This is a genomic window from Acinetobacter sp. WCHA45 (assembly GCF_002165255.2).
In the GTDB taxonomy this organism is placed as follows: domain Bacteria; phylum Pseudomonadota; class Gammaproteobacteria; order Pseudomonadales; family Moraxellaceae; genus Acinetobacter.
In genome coordinates this window covers 874,935-894,061 of the sequence record NZ_CP028561.1, presented here as the reverse complement: position 1 = coordinate 894,061, position 19,127 = coordinate 874,935, and the positions used below count along the sequence as shown (strand labels likewise).

Genomic DNA, 19,127 nt, shown 5'->3' with positions numbered 1-19,127 from the left:
CCAAAGGTTTAGTTTCCGCAAGGCTTTGTCTATAATATCGTGTCTTATTTGTTGTTGGGAAAAATCATGTCTCAAAAAATTAATGCCACTGATGTGACAGAAGAAGAAGCTTTAAATGCGATATTTTTTGAGCGAGCAGATGAATTTATCAAACAAGCCAATGAGTTTTGTCGCCCACCAAAAGGACAGCAACCCAAACCAGAAGAGTTACGTGGACAAGTCAGCGCTGCCATGTTATTTGCAACAGCTCGCTTTAATACGTGGGTTGCAGCAAATAATTTTAAAGATGGCAATGAAATGCGTGGTGCCAAAGAACAGGTGATGTCTTATTTATTGCAACAGTTTCAAATGATGCTTGAAGACAACTTTGACGAATATTGTGAGCAGTTTGAAAATTACTTACGCTTCCGTAAAAATGAAGATTTTCATACGCATAAACACGATCACGAATAATCTAAACGTAAAAAGAAAGCCACCTAATGGTGGCTTTCTTTTGGTCTGTTATTTTAAGTCTTGGGCTTTACCATATTGGTCAGCCATCACTTCCACAAACTGATCCAATTTGATGTATTTTTTAATTACAGCATCTACATCTGCCTTACTCAACTTTGCAAGTGCTTGATCTCGTTCAGCACGATCCATCAAGGTCTTATTTCGCTCTAATTGACCCGTAAGCATACTATGAATATTTCGTTCATCTTCTAATGAAGTCACACGCTTCTTCATAATATCGGCTTTAGCTGCTTCAACCTCTTGTTCAGTCACACCTTTGCTTAGCAAATCAGTTAATACTTTATGAACAGATTGAGAGACCTGATCAGAACGACCAGCTGTATAATTCGCAGTAATACTAATTGATCCACTATCTGTATCAGAATCTAGATCAAGATTACTTCCAAATCCATAAACAAGCGCATTTTTCTCACGTAATTCCTGCGCCAAGCGAGAAGACAATTGCGAGTTACCCATAATATGACTCAGGATAATGAGTGCGGGAGCATCTTGATGATAAGCACCTACTGGAATCGTCAGGATACTTTGATAGCTGCCAAACTCACGTTGCTCGGAGAGTGCATGGACTTTTTCAGCTTTGAAAGCAACATAAGGAGAAGTAATTTTTTGGTACGGCTGTTTCGTTTTCCACTGTCCAAATGCTTTCTGTAGCATGCTTTGCATTTTTTTCGGATCGAAATCACCTGTCACAGCAATTTGACCATGATCTGTCACAAAGAATTGATCATAGAATTGCTTCACCTGTGCTTGCGTAGCCGCATTTAACTGCTGCTTCGCAAACTCTGGTTCAAAGTGATAACGCAAATCACCTGGTTGATAGGTTTCGAGTAATCTTGCCAAAGTCATAGATGCGACTACAGCAGGTTCAGTATAAGGTCGATCTAATGCAGATAAACTCTGATTTTTTGCTAAATCAAATTCCGATTGTGCAAATTTAGGTTGCTTCATCACATCGACAATAAAGTTTAAAAAATCTTCAAACTTATCTTTTTTTGCCTGAATCCCAATTGTTAAACCATTACCATTTGAAGTGATAGATGCTCCACCACTTGCTGCAATCGCTTTATCTGTAATTTCTTGCAGTGTATGCTTTTCAGAACCACGTAACATCAAATAACTGGTTAAATCTAAGGTCACTCCTTTACCAAACAGTGATTTTTCTGTACCAAAATCTAAGCTAATCGTGGCATAGGTTTTGTCATCACGTGTCGTGGTTGGGAATAAAGCATAGCGAATACCATTCTTTAATTCACCACGTTGAATTTTTTGCTCATTTTTTTGCAATTGCTGCGCAGACTGTGCGACAAATTGAGTGACTTCTTGTTGATAAATAGCAACATCTTTCAAAGGTTCAGGTTTTTCGGCACTTTGATCTAAGGTTTTAGGTTTATCTTGTGTCTTGAGTGTCATCGCTTTCTTTTGATCTTCAGGCGTAGGTAGAATATCTCCCGAAATACGATGCGATGATACTAAAAACTGTTTTAATGTTTGATTGGCATCATTTAATTTTAAATCTTGAATGGCTTGTAAATCTTTGAAGTACTGATCCCATTGTCCGTGTGAAGACACTGCATAATCACTAAGGCGAGAACCCAAAGCAACGGCATCATTTGCAATCGTATCAGCGGTATTTTGAGTAATAGTTTTGATACGTTGTAATTCTGCGTCGGTAAATGATTGACTATTCTCAACACCATCAATCAACGCATCATCAACTTTCTTTGCATCATGATTCGGCGCATACACCGCACCCATAAAGACCATATTAAAATCTTGGTCTAACCATGTCGTTGATTGAACAGCTGTACTCACTCCTGTTTCTACCATGCTCTTATACAAAGTACCACTAGGCTGCATGGTATAAAGTGCTGGTGCAAGTGCTAATGCTGGTTGTAGTTGCGTATTTTTTCCATTCATATAAATGTGGAATTTAGCAAGATCACTACCCTTTTGCACCGTGAATTTTCGCTGCTCAATCTTACTAGAATCTAAGACTGGAACTTGAACAGGTGCAGGCACAGTACGTGCAGGAATCGGACTAAAATATTGATCAATTTTACTTAATACTTCTGATTTATCAAATTTTCCAGAAATGACCATCACAGCATTATTTGGTGCATACCATGTTCTATAAAACTGATTTAGTTCATTCATTTTTATAGACTTTAATTCAGGCAAATCACCAATCGGCAATCGACCTAAATATTGATTGCCATAAGCCGCTTTCCACATCTGATCCATCAATACTGCAAACGGTTGATCCATACGAATTTCACGTTCACGTTTTACGATTTCGATTTCAGATGGAACAAATTTTTCTTGTAGCACTAATTTATCCATACGCTCAGACTCAAGGTATAGAATTTCATTCAGTGCATTTTTTTCAGGACGAACAATATTTAAATATTTAGTTGAATAATAATCGGTACTGGCATTGGTCATTAAAGTGAATTGATCCAAACGACGCTGAAACTCCTCACCTTTGACATTTTGTGTGCCTTTAAATGCCAAATGTTCAAGCAAATGAGCAAGACCACTTTTCCCTTTAGGATCGTTAAGAGAGCCTGTTAAATACACGGTATTTACATAGACTTTATTTTCTTTATCATTTGGTGCAAGGATAACTCTGAAACCATTATCTAATTTGTATTCTTCAATATTTTTTTCACTTTTTACGAGTACTGTCTGAGACCAAGACGTTGCACTCAACCCGATCAAACAAAGTGAGAGAGTAAGCTGCTTAAACCGCATTAACATAGATTATCCGAGTTTTTTTGGTGATTTAAATAAAAACAACAAGCTATACTAGATAATGGTTTAAATTTTTAATAGTTATGTTTTGAAAAAAGCTGTGTATTTAAACAGCTTTTTTCTATGTTTTTATAGCGGTTTAGTTAAAATTTAGATCGTCAGTTCAGCCTGCATATACAGTTTTGCATAACCTGAAATTTCAATACGATCCTCAGACTCAATCACACACTCTAAAATCCCACCTCGAACTGATGCCTGATATGCGATAAGCTGAGTTTGATCAAGTTTTTCAGACCATAAGGGCGCAATTGCAGTATGAATCGAACCCGTAACAGGATCTTCATTAATCCCAATCGCAGGGGCGAAATAGCGAGATACACAATCAAACTGACCTTCGCCTCTCGCTGTAATAGCAACATCAGGTTGAGATGCAGTAATTGCGGTACGTAATGCGCCTAATTGTTTTAATTTTTCAAAATCAGGCTGCTCGTTTAATACATCAGCGACTGTTTCATATTCAACAATATACGCCTGACCATTCAGATAAACCGCTTTAAATGGCTTGGTTAAACCATCTCGAAGTTCCTGAGGATATTCAGATACAAGTTCAGCTTTTCGAATAGGGAAATTCATTTTAATCTTGCCGTCTGCTGCTTGACTAACGATAAAAATTCCCAACTCACGCACATGAAATTGAATGGTTTTTAATCTTGTAAAATCTTTAAATAATACGAATGCACTTGCCAGTGTCGCATGTCCACAAAAAGCGACCTCATCCGTTGGCGAAAACCAACGAATTTCATAATTTGTCTCATCAATCTTTTTAACAAAAGCCGTTTCAGAAAGATTATTCTCTAATGCGATATTTTGCATGAGATACTCATCCAACCATTCATCTAAGACAATGACTGCTGCTGGATTGCCTTTAAATAATACTTGGGTAAAAGCATCAACTTGATACATTTTCATAGCAACAGACTCTAAATATTTTTCAACTATTTTGAACTTTTAGCCAATAAAACATAGATACAGATTTATCTAAATTTACGATACAGTGCATATTTATACGTTTAAAAATCATGTGAAATGCACAATGAAAAGACGATATTAACAAACAATACAATAGAACTAAAAAATGCCGACAAAAAAGGGCGTTAGTTAAACACCCTTCTCTTTAGCTCAGCTTTGTTTAATCTTCCATATGATGAATAATGGCTTGACCAAATTCAGAACAGCGCAATAGGGTTGCATTCGGCATTAATCGTTCAAAGTCATACGTTACTGTTTTCGCTTCAATTGCACCAGAAACACCTTTGATAATCAAATCAGCAGCTTCGCCCCACCCCATATCACGTAACATCATTTCAGCAGAAAGAATAATTGAACCAGGATTAACCTTATCCTGCCCCGCATACTTTGGTGCTGTTCCGTGTGTTGCCTCGTAAACTGCTATCGCACCACCAATATTAGCGCCCGGTGCAATGCCAATTCCCCCTACTTCTGCTGCCAACGCATCAGAAATATAGTCACCATTTAAATTAAGTGTCGCAATAACAGAATAGTCCGCTGGACGCATTAAAATTTGCTGTAAAAAGGCATCAGCAATCACATCTTTAATAATAATGTCTTTACCATTTTTAGGGTTCTTGATTTTAACCCACGGCCCACCATCAAGTAGTTCACCACCAAAGCGCTCTATTGCAAGTTCATAGCCCCACTCTTTGAATGCACCTTCGGTGTATTTCATAATGTTACCTTTGTGGACCAACGTCACGGAAGGTTTATCATTATCTATCGCAAACTGAATGGCTTTACGTACTAAACGTTGTGTCCCTTCTTTAGAAACAGGTTTGATCCCAATTCCACAGCCTTCGTCAAAACGGATTTTTGTTACACCCATTTCTTCTTTTAGAAATTTAATAACTTTTTTAGCTTCCTCTGAATCTGCTTTCCACTCAATCCCTGCATAAATATCTTCTGAGTTTTCGCGGAAAATCACCATATCCGTGAGTTCAGGATGTTGAACAGGTGAAGGAACACCCTCAAACCAACGTACTGGTCGCACACAAACATATAAATCAAGTTCTTGACGCAACGCAACGTTCAGTGAACGAATACCACCACCCACAGGTGTGGTTAAAGGCCCTTTGATTGAAACAATAAATTCTCGTAGAGCTTCGAAGGTTTCTTCAGGCATATAAGTGCCATAAATTTTATCTGCTTTTTCACCGCAATAGACTTCCATCCATTCGATCGAACGTTTGCCACCGTAAGCTTTTAACACCGCAGCATCTACTACTGCTTTCATAGCTGGTGTAATATCCACACCAATACCATCACCTTCAATAAAAGGGATGATTGGATGATTTGGAACATTCAGTGACAGGTCTGCGTTTACTGTGATTTTGTCACCATCAGCAGGAACCACGATCTTCTGATAACCCATTTTGCAGGTTCTCCCTCATGTATTTAGCGATTATCACTATGCCTTCTATGGCATACTTTCGTTTTTATTGCATGAAACAGTTTAGTCCAAAACAGGTTTTTTTGAGATTTATACGGGAAATAACAACATTTTCCCATTAAATAGAAACCTTTATTGTTATGATGCCGCCCATAGCCAAAGCAGTATACTCATATGAAAATAGTTGTATTCAACAAACCTTTCGACGTTTTGTCACAGTTCCGTGAGGATGAAGCTCACCTTACACTTTCTCACTTTATTCATGATCCAGATTTACGTCTGGCAGGCAGACTTGATCTTGATTCAGAAGGACTTATGTTCCTTACCGATCATGGTGGTCTGAATCAATACATTACGAATCCTGCAAATAAAAAATTTAAAACCTACCTTGCTCAAGTCGATGGTGATGTAACTGAGGAGGCTTTAGAACAATTGCGTAAAGGCGTTGAACTCGCTGATGGCATGACGTTACCTGCTAACGCAATTAAAGTACATGCACCAGAATGGTTATGGGATCGAGATCCACCTGTACGTTATCGCGCTAACATCCCAACAAGTTGGATTGAGCTACAAATTTGTGAAGGTCGTAATCGCCAAGTGCGTCGTATGACAGCGGCGGTTGGCTTTCCAACTTTACGCTTAATTCGTACTAAAATTGGTGCAATTGATTTGGTTCGTTTAGGTTTACAACCAGGTGAGCAAACTGAAATCGAGCCTTTGCTTTATCCTGATTTTAAAGATTTACCTGAAGATCAACCGTATCGTTCTCGCTCATATGTGAAAAAACCAGGCGGCACGGGCGGTAAACCCATGCACCAGAAGAAGAAAGAAGGTGATAAAAAAGATCCGAACAAGAAAAAGTCAGGTACAAAGCGTATTTGGCAAATGGATGAAAGTGAGAAACCACGTCGTAAGACCAATGGTACAACTCGTCCAAATACTAAAGCACCTCGTGGGCGCAACCGTAATGGTCGTTGATATCTTTTAAAGTATTAAGGAGCTATAAAATAGCTCCTTAATAACATATTTATTTTTCCAAATCTTATGTTTAAATCTCAAATAGAATGAAACTCATTAAAAAATAAGATAAAAGCCACAACCATACTTAATGGCAATCCAATTTTAACTATCCAATATTCCAATTGATTCACTTCACTAAAATCCTTTTTCCTCGTTAAAAACCATTTCCTTAAAATCCAAATATGTGCAGCCAAACATAATAGAAGAGCAATGATTATAAAAAAAATATTATTTCCCTTTTTAGGATTAGTGTCTACCAAAGAATAATCAATTTTTTTATTTTCCCCATTATTTATTATCTCAAAAGACTGAACATAATAAATAACATCTTGATTAGATCTCCCTATACCTTCCTTATATTTTAAGTTTTGAATCGGTAGGCCTCCACTTTCAAGTATAGATTTACAATAGTTCTCTAAAGATAAGGCACATTCATCTGTATAAAAAAGTTGATCTCCTTTATATATTTTTAGGTAATAAGTCTTAAAAAAGTTTTTCCTTTTTACTTTATAAGAACTATATATTTTAAATGAAGAATCTTCATGAATAAATTTCTCAGTCCATTTGTAATTAAATTTTTCATTATAAGTACCAATTTGCATTGCCAAAATACCATAAGTAATGACAAGCAAAGTACAACTTATTAAAATTTCGTTCCAGCTCTTACTTTTAACCATTATTTTCATCAAAAACAATCTTCTATAATTTTAATTAGTGTTTGAATTTTTCATCTTTACAACATCATATCCTATTAAATTAATTTCCTTGGTATTTGGGTCTACTTTAATTCAACCATTTAATATTATAAATAAAAAAACCGATGCTTTCGCATCGGTATTTTTACATTACCAACAGGTTTGTTAGTTCTGCATTAAAACTTAAATCATTTCAAGCGTAGCATTAAGCGTTGAACTTGGACGCATTACTGCATTTACTTTTACTGGATCCACAGCGTAGTAACCACCAATATCAGCTGCTTTACCCTGTACTTCACTTAATTCAGCAAGAATTTTTTGTTCATTTTCAACCAAGGCTTTTGCAAGAGGAGCAAACTTCGCTTTCAATTCAGCATCTTCGTTTTGAGCAGCAAGCGCTTCAGCCCAATACATTGCTAAATAGAAGTGGCTACCGCGGTTATCTAGCTCACCCGTACGACGAGATGGAGACTTATCGTTATCGAGCAATTTACCCGTTGCTTGATCAAGAGTTTCTGCAAGTAACTTCGCACGTGCATTATCTTCTTTAAGACCAAGCTCTTCTAAAGATACTGCAAGCGCAAGGAACTCACCAAGCGAATCCCAACGTAAGTGGTTTTCTTCAACTAACTGCTGAACATGCTTCGGCGCTGAACCACCTGCACCTGTTTCATACATGCCACCGCCCGCCATTAACGGAACGATAGATAACATTTTCGCTGAAGTACCCAACTCCATGATTGGGAACAAGTCAGTTAAATAGTCACGTAAAATGTTACCAGTTACAGAAATAGTATCTAAACCACGAGCTACACGTTCAAGCGTATAACGCATTGCACGTACTTGTGACATGATCTGAATGTCTAAACCTTCAGTGTCATGCTCTTTTAAGTACTTCTCAACTTTCTTGATCAACTCATTTTCGTGTGGACGATATGGGTCAAGCCAGAAAATTGCAGGCATACCAGAGTTACGCGCACGACTTACTGCAAGTTTTACCCAATCGCGAATCGGTGCATCTTTCACCTGACACATACGCCAGATATCGCCTTCTTCTACATTTTGAGACATCAGTACTTCACCCGTGTCTAAATCTGTAATGTTCGCAATACCAGCTTCAGGAATTTCAAATGTTTTATCGTGTGAACCGTATTCTTCTGCTTTTTGAGCCATCAAACCAACGTTAGGTACAGTACCCATCGTTTTCGGATCAAAATTACCATTCCACTTACAGAAATTGATCATTTCTTGGTAGATACGTGCGAAGGTCGATTCTGGCATTACCGCTTTACAATCGTAAGGTTTACCATCTGCACCCCACATTTTACCGCCACCACGAATCATTGCAGGCATTGAAGCATCTACAATTACATCGTTTGGTGAATGGAAGTTGTCGATGCCTTTTGCTGAGTCAACCATTGCTAATGCAGGGCGATGTTCTTGGCAAGCATGTAAATCTTCAATGATTTCTTCACGAAGTGAGGTTGGTAAAGTAGCGATCTTTTCATAAAGACCAGCCATACCGTTATTGACGTTAATACCTAACTGATCAAATAACTTACCGTGTTTCTCAAATGCTTCTTTGTAGTAAATTTTCACACAGTGACCAAAAACGATCGGGTGTGAAACTTTCATCATTGTGGCTTTTACGTGTAACGAGAATAAAATACCTGCTTCACGGCAATCATCGAGTTGCTTCTCATAGAAGTCACACAATGCTTTTTTGCTCATGAACATTGAATCAATTACTTCGCCATCTTGAAGTGCTACTTTCGGTTTCAGAACAATCGTTTCACCACGCTTAGTAATCAATTCCATCTTCACGTTACGTGCACGATCAAGCGTCATTGATTTTTCACCATGATAGAAGTCACCTTCTTCCATGTGTGATACGTGGGTTTGAGACCACTGTTTCCATTCAGTCATCGAATGTGGATGCTTCTTCGCATAGTTTTTAACAGCAGCAGGCGCACGACGATCTGAGTTACCTTCACGCAATACAGGGTTTACAGCAGAACCAAGACATTTACCGTAACGAGTCTTGATTTCTTTCTCTTCATCCGTAGTAGGGTTTTCTGGATAATCAGGAATTGCATATCCTTTGGACTGTAACTCTTTGATACATGCTGTCAATTGAGCAACAGACGCACTGATATTCGGCAGTTTGATGATATTCGTATCTGGATCTTGAGTAAGGCGACCAAGCTCTGCAAGGTTGTTAGCCACCTTCTGCTCATCACTTAAGTAGTCCGAAAATTCTGCAAGCACACGCGCTGCAACAGAAATGTCACTCTTGACAATTTCTATGCCAGCTGGCTTAGTAAAGGTCTCAATGATCGGCAGTAGCGAGTAGGTCGCCAATAACGGCGCCTCATCAGTCAGTGTATAAATGATTTTTGACTTTCCACCAGCCATATATAGCCCCTTGTGTTAAATTGAGTTTTTAGAAGCGAGCTTTTGGCCCAGCCTCTGCGAACCGGTTTGCTTGATTTAGGCCTGAGAGTATCAGTCTTGATCGCATCTCAGTCAACGCAATATCCTGTGATAACGACATTTCGCTACGAAATAGTAGTTGTGAGCTTAGGCATTTAGCCCTGCGAACCGGTTAGCTTAAATAAAACATGAGATTATCAGGATTCACACTAAGCCAGTCAATGTCATATCCTGTGATAACGACATTTCTTTAAGAAATACTACAAAACATATACTCTTCGTTATTTTAGAATTTGAAATGAATTTACAAATTATTATTTATTTCAATAATTTAATAGAAACAAAAACAAACACCGCTCAAGACTGTCATCTTGAGCGGTGTTTCTTTGAAAGCTTGGATAAGACTAAAGTTTTAGCCATGCATCCAGTTTGTTTTGATCTTCAATATTGAGTTCAACAGTCGCTAAGGTGTTTTCCCCTGCTATGAGTTCAAATTGCAATAACTCATCTCTACGAAATGCGTATGCATTATATGTCCCTGGCTGTTTAGCATACTTAGATAGTAGTTTTTCGGAAGCTTTTAAGCCATCGATTGCAATGATCACATCATTTGCAGATAAGCCTGCTTTTGCTGCAGAACTTTCTCGACGAACATTTTGAATAACAACACCTTCAGCTTTGTCAGTAACTTTTAAGCCGAATGGTAATGCTTTGTCATTTTTAAGCGTATAGCTCAAACCAAACTCAGGTAAAAGTTGATCTAGTGGTAATTCATCAGTGGTATTGATCAAATGATTAATCTGTTCAATCCAATTATCGCCAGTCAATTCATTACATAACTCAAAAATCGTGCGATCATTAACTTGTATGCCATTTTGAGTGTTTTCATACAAACGACGCATAAGTGCATCAAGATTTGAACCACGTAAACGTAAACCCAAATCTAAACACAATGCGACTAGACTACCTTTGTTGTAGTAACTCGTTCCTGCATTATTTGAGTTTTCATCCTGACGATAGAATTTAATCCATGCATCAAAACTTGACTCAGAAACAGATTGAATAAAACGTCCAGGATTCTGTAGATAACGGTCAATTTGAGCTTTTAATAAATCAAGATAAGACTTTTGTGAAATGACGCCACTACGCAACAAAATTAAATCATCGTAATACGAAGTAAATCCTTCAAAGATCCACAACAAACTGGTGTATGACTCTTTGTGTAGATCGTAATTTGCGAAATTCTCTGGACGAATAAATTTAACTAACCATGAATGGAAATACTCATGGCTACACAAACCCAAAAAGCGCTGATAGTCTTTTGATGGTTCTTCTGGTTCATTTGCTTTAGGCAAATCATCACGAGGTGTAATTAAGCTTGTGCTATTACAGTGCTCTAAACCACCATAACTATTGCCCGTTGCCATAGTCATAAAGGTATAGTTTTGAAACGGTGCAGAACCGAACATCTTAATTTCAGTCTGACAGATTTGCTGAATATCAGTTTTTAACCGCTCTAGATTTGTATTGTGTTTACCTGAAATCACAAACTCATGCGGAATACCATTTGCTTCAAAGCTAAAACGGCTTTGCTCTGCCAACTCAAATGGACTATCAATCAACTGATCGTAGTTATCTGCCTTTAAAGTATAGCGTCCTTTCACCAAACTCTTAGCAGTTAAACCTGTTGCAATTTGAAAATGTTTTAATTCATGCGGTAAGAAAATTTCAACTTCACATGGTGATTGTTCTTGATCGATTAAACCTAAACAAACACAAGCAGGGTTTACATATAGGCGAGTTTGATCAACATATGCGCCTCGTACCGACAAATCATAAGCGTAGACATCATATTCAACCGTAATCAATTCATGATCTGTATTGAATAATTGCCAACGGTTCTTTTCCGTTTTCTTAATACTAAGTAACCGCCCTGCTTCATCAGATGCTTTTACTGATTCAATATGTTTTGAAAACTCTCGAATCAAATAACTGCCAGGAATCCATGTCGGTAACCAAAGTTCTTGGTTCGGATTAGCAAGGAAACGAAGTGTGACATGAATAAGATGTTGGCGATAATCGTCAAACTCAATTTGATAGTGCAACATAGTTTTAGATCATAAAAATAGGAACAGTTTCACACAGCTTAGCATTTTTTTACAAAGTCATGCGTAGATGTCTTAATTGTTGGCAAAAGTTGCTGGATTCTGCAACAAAAAAGTCATAGCATGCTTTTTTTCGCTTTCCATGCCATTGGATCGGCTGCACTAGGTGTTCTCTTGAAATTTCTCCTCTCGCTCTTTACGTTGTTTAGTCTGTTATGTGCCAATTTAGTACATGCCAATTTACTCAATATCGCTCCTGAAACGGTTGAAGCGCAAGCTTGGTCGATCGTAGATGCTCAATCAGGTCAAATCATTGCTGAACATAATAGTCATGTTCAACGTTCGCCTGCATCGCTCACCAAAATGATGGTGGCTTATATTGCTTTGAAAGAAATCGAAGCTGGTAAATTACGTAAGGAAGAGGTATTAACCGCAACACCTGTGGTGAGCACTGTCATGTGGGATGAATCCCAAATGTATTTAAAAGCTGGTGAACAAATTTCTGTTGATCAACTTTTAGCAGGACTGATTGTCATGTCTGCCAATGATGCAGCAGTTACGCTTGCTGAAAAAATTTCAGGTGGTGTTCCACAGTTCGTTGCGCGAATGAATAAAGAAGCCCAAGCCTTAGGGATGAAAGATACCCATTTTAGTAATCCTGCGGGTATCACCATGACAGATCATTACTCAACTTCAGCAGATTTAAGTCTATTAGCAAAAGCGATCGTAAAAGAGACACCTGAATATTTACATTATTCAAAAATGCCAAGTTTTAGCTATAACCAACGTTTCCACCGTGCAACAAATCTTGCATTAAAAATGGATCCAACAGCAGATGGTTTAAAAACAGGTTATACCAAGGCGGCAGGTTACAACTTGGCTTTAACCGCTGAGCGCCCTACTCTAAATCCACATGTCGATAAGCGTCGTTTGATTGTAGTGGTACTTGGAACACCAAGTGCGGTAAAACGGGCTGAAGTCGCGCATAAATTAATGAATTTAGCGTATACATACACACGCGATGAAGAAGTGATTCCAAAACAAAAGCTAATTGCTGAACTTCCTGTCATCAAATCAACTTTAAAAATTTTCAAAGTTGAAACTCAACAACCCACTATCGTAACAACATCTTTATACGATCAAGCGACACCAATTGATTTAAATAGTTTTGATTTACTCACACAACGTATACATTTGCTTGATACAAACCAGCAAATCAAAACCATTGAACCACTTGAAACGACAAAAACACACGTCAATATCAAACTCAATGAACAGCATTTAACAGCACCATTGACGCAAGTCATGAATTTGGCCACAGTGACGGTTTATCAAAATAATCAGTTAATTCGTAGCCTACAAATTGAAAATAACGTGGAAATTGAGGAAGCGAATATTTTTCAAAAAATTATGATTTGGTTTGCAAACTTATTCTCGTTTTTTTCAACAAATGATGTCAAAGCTGCCAAAATTTATCCTTTAAATCAAGGATAAAAAACCTACTATTTTTATCAAGATTAACCATACAATGTTGAAAAAAGGATGGCATAATCCAACCATCCTTTCACAAAAATAATTAGGTTAATCATGAGCAAAACCTTACATCATATCGTGATTGTGGGTGGTGGCGCAGGTGGTTTAGAGCTTGCGACACAATTAGGTGAACGTTTTGGCAGGAAAAAGAAAGCCAAAATTACCCTAATCGACCAAAATCTCACGCATATATGGAAGCCTCTCCTACACGAAATTGCCGCTGGCTCGCTAAATCCTCACGAAGAACAAACCAATTATTTTGCTCACGCAGAAAAACATGATTTTGAGTTCACCCTCGGAACCTTAATCAACGCAAATAAAGATCAAAAGCAAATTACGATTTCGCCTCCTCAACTTTCTAAAGAACATACTCCTGTTATTCAGAGTGTCAGCTACGATACATTGATATTAGCTGTTGGTTCAGTTTCAAATGACTTCGGAACTGAAGGTGTACGTGAAAATTGTCATTTCTTAGATAGTCGTAAACAAGCCGATATTTTCCAACAGGACTTATTCCATCTTTATATTGAAGCGCAAAACCAAGCAACTGAACGTGCCTTGAATATTGGTATCGTGGGTGCGGGTGCAACAGGTGTAGAATTAGCAGCTGAACTGATTGAAACCACGAAGAATTTTTATCGTTATGGGTTAAAGAGAATTAATCCGAAACAAGTTAAAATTACTTTGATCGAAGCCTCAGATCGTATCTTGCCTGCGCTCAATGAAAAAACAGCTGCACATAGCGCGAAACAATTACAAAAAATGGGCATCGACATTCTGACGCAACATCAAGTGCAAAAAGTCGATAAATCAAATGTCTATTTTAGCAACGGTCATGTTTTGCATTCAGACATTACCGTATGGGCGGCAGGTGTCAAAGCGCCCAAAGTTTTAGAATCATTTACAGATTTTAAACGTGATAAAATTAATCGTTTAATGGTCTATGCGACATTACAAACGTATTCAGATCCAAATGTATTTGCCTTTGGAGATTGTGCAAATTGTCAGCTTGATGCACGTCAACCTCCATTAGGACCACGTGCACAGGTCGCAAGCCAACAAGCGACATTCTTGGTAGATGCCATGGCCGCTCGTTTATCTGGTTCACCTCAACCTATGTTTAATTTCAGTGATAAAGGCTCTTTGGTTTCATTAAGCCGTAATCAGGCTGTTGGAGAATTACTCGGTGATGTAAGCGTACAAGGTTTTATTGCCAAAACAATGTATGTGTCTTTGTATCGATTACATCAAGCCAATATTCATGGTTATACCCAAGCAGGAATGCTGACCATGAAAGATTTTCTGACACGTCGTGTACGTCCAAAAATTAAACTTTATTGAGTTGAAATTTTCTATTTCGTTCCCATTTATAACGAAATAGTTTCAAAAAGTGGAAAATAGTCAACAAAATCTATTTTTCACTTTATGATGTACACCTAAATTGATTGAATGGATCAAACAACATGACTGCTATTGCAAATAACCACGTGGTTTCATTCCACTACACTTTAACAAACGCTGAGGGTGAAACACTTGATCAATCTCAAGGTGAACCACTTGCATATTTGCACGGCGCGGGCAACATCATTCCTGGTTTAGAAAATGCACTTCTTGGTAAAACAGTAGGCGAAAAATTTACTGTAACTGTTCCAGCTGCTGAAGGTTACGGCGAATATAACCCAGACCTCGTACAAGAAGTTCCAGCTCAAATGTTCCAAGGTGTAGACAATATCCAAGCGGGTATGCAATTCCAAGCTCAAACTGATGATGGCGTTCAAATCGTAACTGTTAAAGCAGTTGAAGGCGAAAACGTTATTGTTGATGCAAACTTCCCTCTTGCTGGTCAAGACTTAACTTTCGAAGTTGAAATCGTAGAAATCCGTGATGCTAGTCAAGAAGAATTAGATCACGGTCATGTTCACGGTGCAGGTGGTCACCACCACTAATTCATTTTTTGAATTAGATAAAAAAGCAAAGCTTCGGCTTTGCTTTTTCTTCACATAGACATAGATAAAATCATAATTATATTTAATTTCTTTCTAATAAATGTAATGGTTGTTAGCTTATGTCTCATGTCTATCAATTGATTTGGTTTCGTCAAGATTTAAGAATCCATGATCATGCTGCTTTATGGCGTGCGACTCAAACAGGTGCATGTATCGCAATCGTTCTATTATCGCCTGAACAATGGCAACGCCATGACGATGCGCCGATTAAAATTGAATTTTATCTGCGTCAATTACAAGAACTAAAAAAACAACTGGATAGCCTGAATATCCCATTAATCGTTCAAACCATTCCTTTATGGAACGATATTCCCCAATTCTTTATTCGCTTATTAAAACATATTAGTTTTCAAACTATTTATGCGAATATTGAAGTCGGTGTTCATGAACTTCAACGTGATGCAAATGTTCAAAAGCTTTTAAATCAGCATCAAAAAGAACTCGTGCTGTTACATGATCGAACTCTGTTTCCTTTTGCATCTATCCGTAATCAATCGAACCTGCCCTACCAAGTTTTTGGCGCATTTAAAAAAGCATGCTACCAACGTTTACAACATGCTTTACCTCAATGCTATCCGATGCCCAATATTCAACAACCGATTGAATTAGATTTATCTGCTTTAGCTCAAACAGATATTCATCAATTACAAGTCGAATATGCAGAGAAAATAAAACCACCAATGACTGCTCTTTGGAATGTCGGTGAGTCACACGCACATAATTTATTGGATCATTTCATCGATCAAAATCTAACGGACTACAAAATATCTCGTGATCTGCCTTCAATATCAGGCACAAGCCAGCTTTCTACCTATTTAAATATTGGCATACTTTCCATTCGCCAATGTATCCAAGCATTGTTTCGACAACAGCACGGGGATTTTGTTATTCAATCTGAAGGTCAACAAACGTGGCTAGATGAACTGTTATGGCGTGAATTTTATCAACATATTTTGTTTGATTTTCCACAAGTCTCCAAACATTTACCCTTCAAAGCAGCAACCCAAAATATCAATTGGCGCGATGATAGCGATGGTTTTGAAAAATGGAAACGAGGACAAACAGGTATTCCAATTGTTGATGCGGGTATGCGTCAACTTCTTTCCACGGGTTGGATGCACAACCGAGTTCGCATGATTTGCGCCATGTTCCTAACTAAAAATCTATTAATTGATTGGCGCAAAGGTGAACAATGGTTCATGCAAAACCTGATTGATGGCGATCTAGCTGCAAATAATGGTGGTTGGCAATGGTGTGCATCCACAGGAACTGATGCAGCTCCCTATTTCCGAATTTTTAATCCAATTAGCCAATCACAAAAGTTCGATGAAAATGGCGTTTATATTCGACGTTGGGTACCAGAACTCGCGCATTTGGATGCACAAATCATACATGAACCTTATGCAAAAGATGTATCAAAAAATCTCAATTATCCGAAACCAATTGTTGATCTTAAAACTAGCCGAGCACGCGCGATCGAAGCTTTCAAATCATATTTATAGCCTTCACCAAGGCTATAAATTTGCTGAGTAATCATTTTTTAATCGCACAAATAAACAGTTCATCAAACCAACAACATAAAACAATCAAAAACCAGATTAATATGGTGTTAAGTTAATCAGAAAAGAATTCGTTAAAATAAAAATGATTCATCTATTTGCCCCTATAATTACGTTTACATATATAAAAAGAGAGCCATTATGTCTTTGTCATACCATCAAGAACTTCATGTCATACAACCCTCAGGATGGCTGCGTGCTGCCGTGCTTGGCGCAAATGATGGCATTATTTCTGTCACAAGTTTAATTATGGGGATGGCAGCCAGTGGTGCGAGTTCGCAAACACTCTTGGTCACCTGTATTGCTGGACTGATCTCAGGTGCAACCTCGATGGCGGCTGGAGAGTATATTTCGGTAAAATCTCAAGAAGATATTGAAAAATCAGACTTAAAATTTGAAGCAACTGAACTTGAAAACAATCCGCATGCAGAATTGAAAGAACTGACTGAAATTTATATTTCGAGAGGTCTAAAACCTGAATTGGCACATGAAGTTGCCACACAACTCACAGAACATGATGCACTTGGGGCACATGCCCGTGATGAAATTGGCATACATGAAAATACTGCTGCGAATCCGATTCAAGCAGCGCTCTCTTCTGCTGCTTCCTTTTCATGTGGTGCTGTACTTCCTATGCTTGCCATTTTACTCAGCCCAAGTTCATGGGTCGCTCGCTCAGTTTTAATTACAGGTATCGTCTCACTCGCATTATTGGGAGCGTTATCCAGTTATTTTGCTCGAACATCAATGCTAAAAGGTAGTCTACGTATTACCTTATGGGGCATTTTAGCCATGGCATTTTCGAGTTGGGTCGGCTCATTGTTCCATGTGACTGGCATTTAATTTCTGTGTGACTCGGTATTTTAAAAGATTAGTATTCAATAATTAAATACTGATTATTATTTGCAGGGCTTTTTGTTTTTACGTTATGGTGATAGAAAAGCTAAAGAGTATATAAATCATGTCAATTTTAGAATTACTAGAAATAAAGCATCCGATTTTTCTTTCCCCAATGGCTGGTGTGTCAACACCAGAGCTTGCTGCTGAAGTTTCTAATCAAGGTGCTTTAGGTTCTTTGGGACTTGGGGCAAATTCAGCAGAGACAGCAAAACAACAAATTATTAAAACTCAAGAACTGACTGACCACCCTTTTCAAGTTAATTTTTTCTGCCATCAATCAGAACAACTCGATCCAGAAGTTGCTCAACAGTGGATTAATTATATTCGTCCTGAATTTGAAAAATTCGGAGCAGAACCTCCGACTGAATTGGATTGTATCTACCCAAGCTTTTTAGATAATGATGATTTCCTGAACGTTGTACTTGAAACTCGCCCCAAAGCTGTGAGTTTTCATTTTGGAATTCCACACCCTCATCAAATTGAAGCCTTAAAACAAGCTGGAATTATCAGCATGGTTTCTGCAACCAATCTCACTGAGGCTCAGGCAATCGAAGCGGCGGGTATTGATATTATTATTGCTCAAGGCATTGAAGCTGGAGGACACCGAGGTATTTTTAATCAAACTTTTGATGCAGCCATTAAAACCAGTGATCTTGTGCAACTGATCTCAACACATTGTAAATTACCTGTCGTAGCTGCTGGCGGTATTATGAATGGTGATCAAGCAAAATCGATGTTGAAATTAGGTGCTGCTGCTGTTCAATTGGGTACGGCATTTGTGCAATGTAAAAGTTCCAATGCGAATGCAGCCTATCGAAAAGCTTTATTCAGTCAATCTATTACACAAATCAGTTCAAGCTTATCAGGTCGTCCAGCACGTGGTTTAGTGGGGACTTGGCACACACTGATTGACTCACCAAATCGACCTCAAACGCCAGCATATCCTTATACTTATGATCTAGCTAAACAACTCATGAGTATTGCAAATACCCACCGAGATTTTAGTTATAGTGCATTTTGGGCAGGGAGCAATGTGACACAAATTAGAGAGTTGGAAGCTGCCGATTTAGTCAATCAGTTGGTCTTAGAAATTAAAACCAACTAATCCATATCTACAAAAAACCGACCCTAAGGTCGGTTTTTTAGAT

The 19,127-nt window shown here is 38.0% G+C and carries 14 protein-coding genes; 8 read left to right on the top strand and 6 right to left on the bottom strand.

The features are described from left to right. Positions 1-66 precede the first annotated feature (66 nt). Positions 67-453, top strand: coding sequence for a DUF3144 domain-containing protein (locus tag CDG55_RS05595; RefSeq protein WP_087537011.1), 387 nt, complete (start codon positions 67-69; stop codon positions 451-453). Positions 454-501: 48 nt separating this feature from the next. Here CDG55_RS05595 and CDG55_RS05590 read toward each other — a convergent pair whose 3' ends face one another. From CDG55_RS05590 to icd, 3 genes are all read right to left on the bottom strand, one after another. After that, positions 502-3,270: a M16 family metallopeptidase gene (locus tag CDG55_RS05590; protein ID WP_087537010.1), complete on the bottom strand. Its 2,769-nt coding sequence runs from the start codon at positions 3,268-3,270 to the stop codon at positions 502-504. Positions 3,271-3,414: 144 nt separating this feature from the next. Next, on the bottom strand, positions 3,415-4,233 hold the full coding sequence (locus tag CDG55_RS05585) for a PhzF family phenazine biosynthesis protein (protein ID WP_087537009.1): 819 nt from the start codon (positions 4,231-4,233) through the stop codon (positions 3,415-3,417). Positions 4,234-4,453: 220 nt separating this feature from the next. Continuing rightward, a complete protein-coding gene (gene icd, locus CDG55_RS05580; protein WP_046739747.1) occupies positions 4,454-5,710 on the bottom strand; it encodes an NADP-dependent isocitrate dehydrogenase in 1,257 nt (418 codons plus the stop codon). A gap of 192 nt (positions 5,711-5,902) precedes the next feature. Between icd and CDG55_RS05575 the strand changes: the two genes are divergently transcribed. Further along, positions 5,903-6,706, top strand: coding sequence for a pseudouridine synthase (locus tag CDG55_RS05575; protein ID WP_087537008.1), 804 nt, complete (start codon positions 5,903-5,905; stop codon positions 6,704-6,706). Positions 6,707-6,783: 77 nt separating this feature from the next. On the opposite strand, the gene CDG55_RS05570 is transcribed toward CDG55_RS05575, so the two are convergent. From CDG55_RS05570 to CDG55_RS05560, 3 genes are all read right to left on the bottom strand, one after another. Then, positions 6,784-7,434 carry a hypothetical protein gene (locus CDG55_RS05570; protein ID WP_087537007.1) on the bottom strand — a complete coding sequence of 217 codons (651 nt, stop codon included), beginning with the start codon at positions 7,432-7,434 and terminating at the stop codon, positions 6,784-6,786. 192 nt (positions 7,435-7,626) lie between these two features. Next, positions 7,627-9,858, bottom strand: a complete 2,232-nt coding sequence (locus CDG55_RS05565; protein ID WP_087537006.1) for an NADP-dependent isocitrate dehydrogenase — start codon at positions 9,856-9,858, stop codon at positions 7,627-7,629. A 422-nt stretch (positions 9,859-10,280) separates the two neighbouring features. Continuing rightward, a complete protein-coding gene (locus tag CDG55_RS05560) occupies positions 10,281-11,984 on the bottom strand; it encodes a M61 family metallopeptidase (protein ID WP_087537005.1) in 1,704 nt (567 codons plus the stop codon). A gap of 171 nt (positions 11,985-12,155) precedes the next feature. On the opposite strand from CDG55_RS05560, the gene CDG55_RS05555 reads away from it, so the two are divergent. From CDG55_RS05555 to CDG55_RS05530, 6 genes are all read left to right on the top strand, one after another. After that, the gene (locus CDG55_RS05555) at positions 12,156-13,475 is read left to right on the top strand and encodes a D-alanyl-D-alanine carboxypeptidase PBP6B (protein WP_087537017.1); all 1,320 of its coding nucleotides are present in this window, start codon (positions 12,156-12,158) and stop codon (positions 13,473-13,475) included. A gap of 93 nt (positions 13,476-13,568) precedes the next feature. Further along, positions 13,569-14,855: an NAD(P)/FAD-dependent oxidoreductase gene (locus CDG55_RS05550; protein ID WP_087537004.1), complete on the top strand. Its 1,287-nt coding sequence runs from the start codon at positions 13,569-13,571 to the stop codon at positions 14,853-14,855. Between the two features lie 122 nt (positions 14,856-14,977). Continuing rightward, positions 14,978-15,460, top strand: coding sequence for an FKBP-type peptidyl-prolyl cis-trans isomerase (locus CDG55_RS05545; RefSeq protein WP_004663295.1), 483 nt, complete (start codon positions 14,978-14,980; stop codon positions 15,458-15,460). 119 nt (positions 15,461-15,579) lie between these two features. Further along, positions 15,580-17,022 carry a cryptochrome/photolyase family protein gene (locus tag CDG55_RS05540; RefSeq protein WP_087537003.1) on the top strand — a complete coding sequence of 481 codons (1,443 nt, stop codon included), beginning with the start codon at positions 15,580-15,582 and terminating at the stop codon, positions 17,020-17,022. 198 nt (positions 17,023-17,220) lie between these two features. Continuing rightward, on the top strand, positions 17,221-17,922 hold the full coding sequence (locus CDG55_RS05535; RefSeq protein WP_087537002.1) for a VIT1/CCC1 transporter family protein: 702 nt from the start codon (positions 17,221-17,223) through the stop codon (positions 17,920-17,922). A gap of 118 nt (positions 17,923-18,040) precedes the next feature. Further along, complete coding sequence (locus CDG55_RS05530; protein WP_087537001.1) at positions 18,041-19,084, top strand: NAD(P)H-dependent flavin oxidoreductase; 1,044 nt, start codon at positions 18,041-18,043, stop codon at positions 19,082-19,084. Positions 19,085-19,127 lie beyond the last annotated feature (43 nt).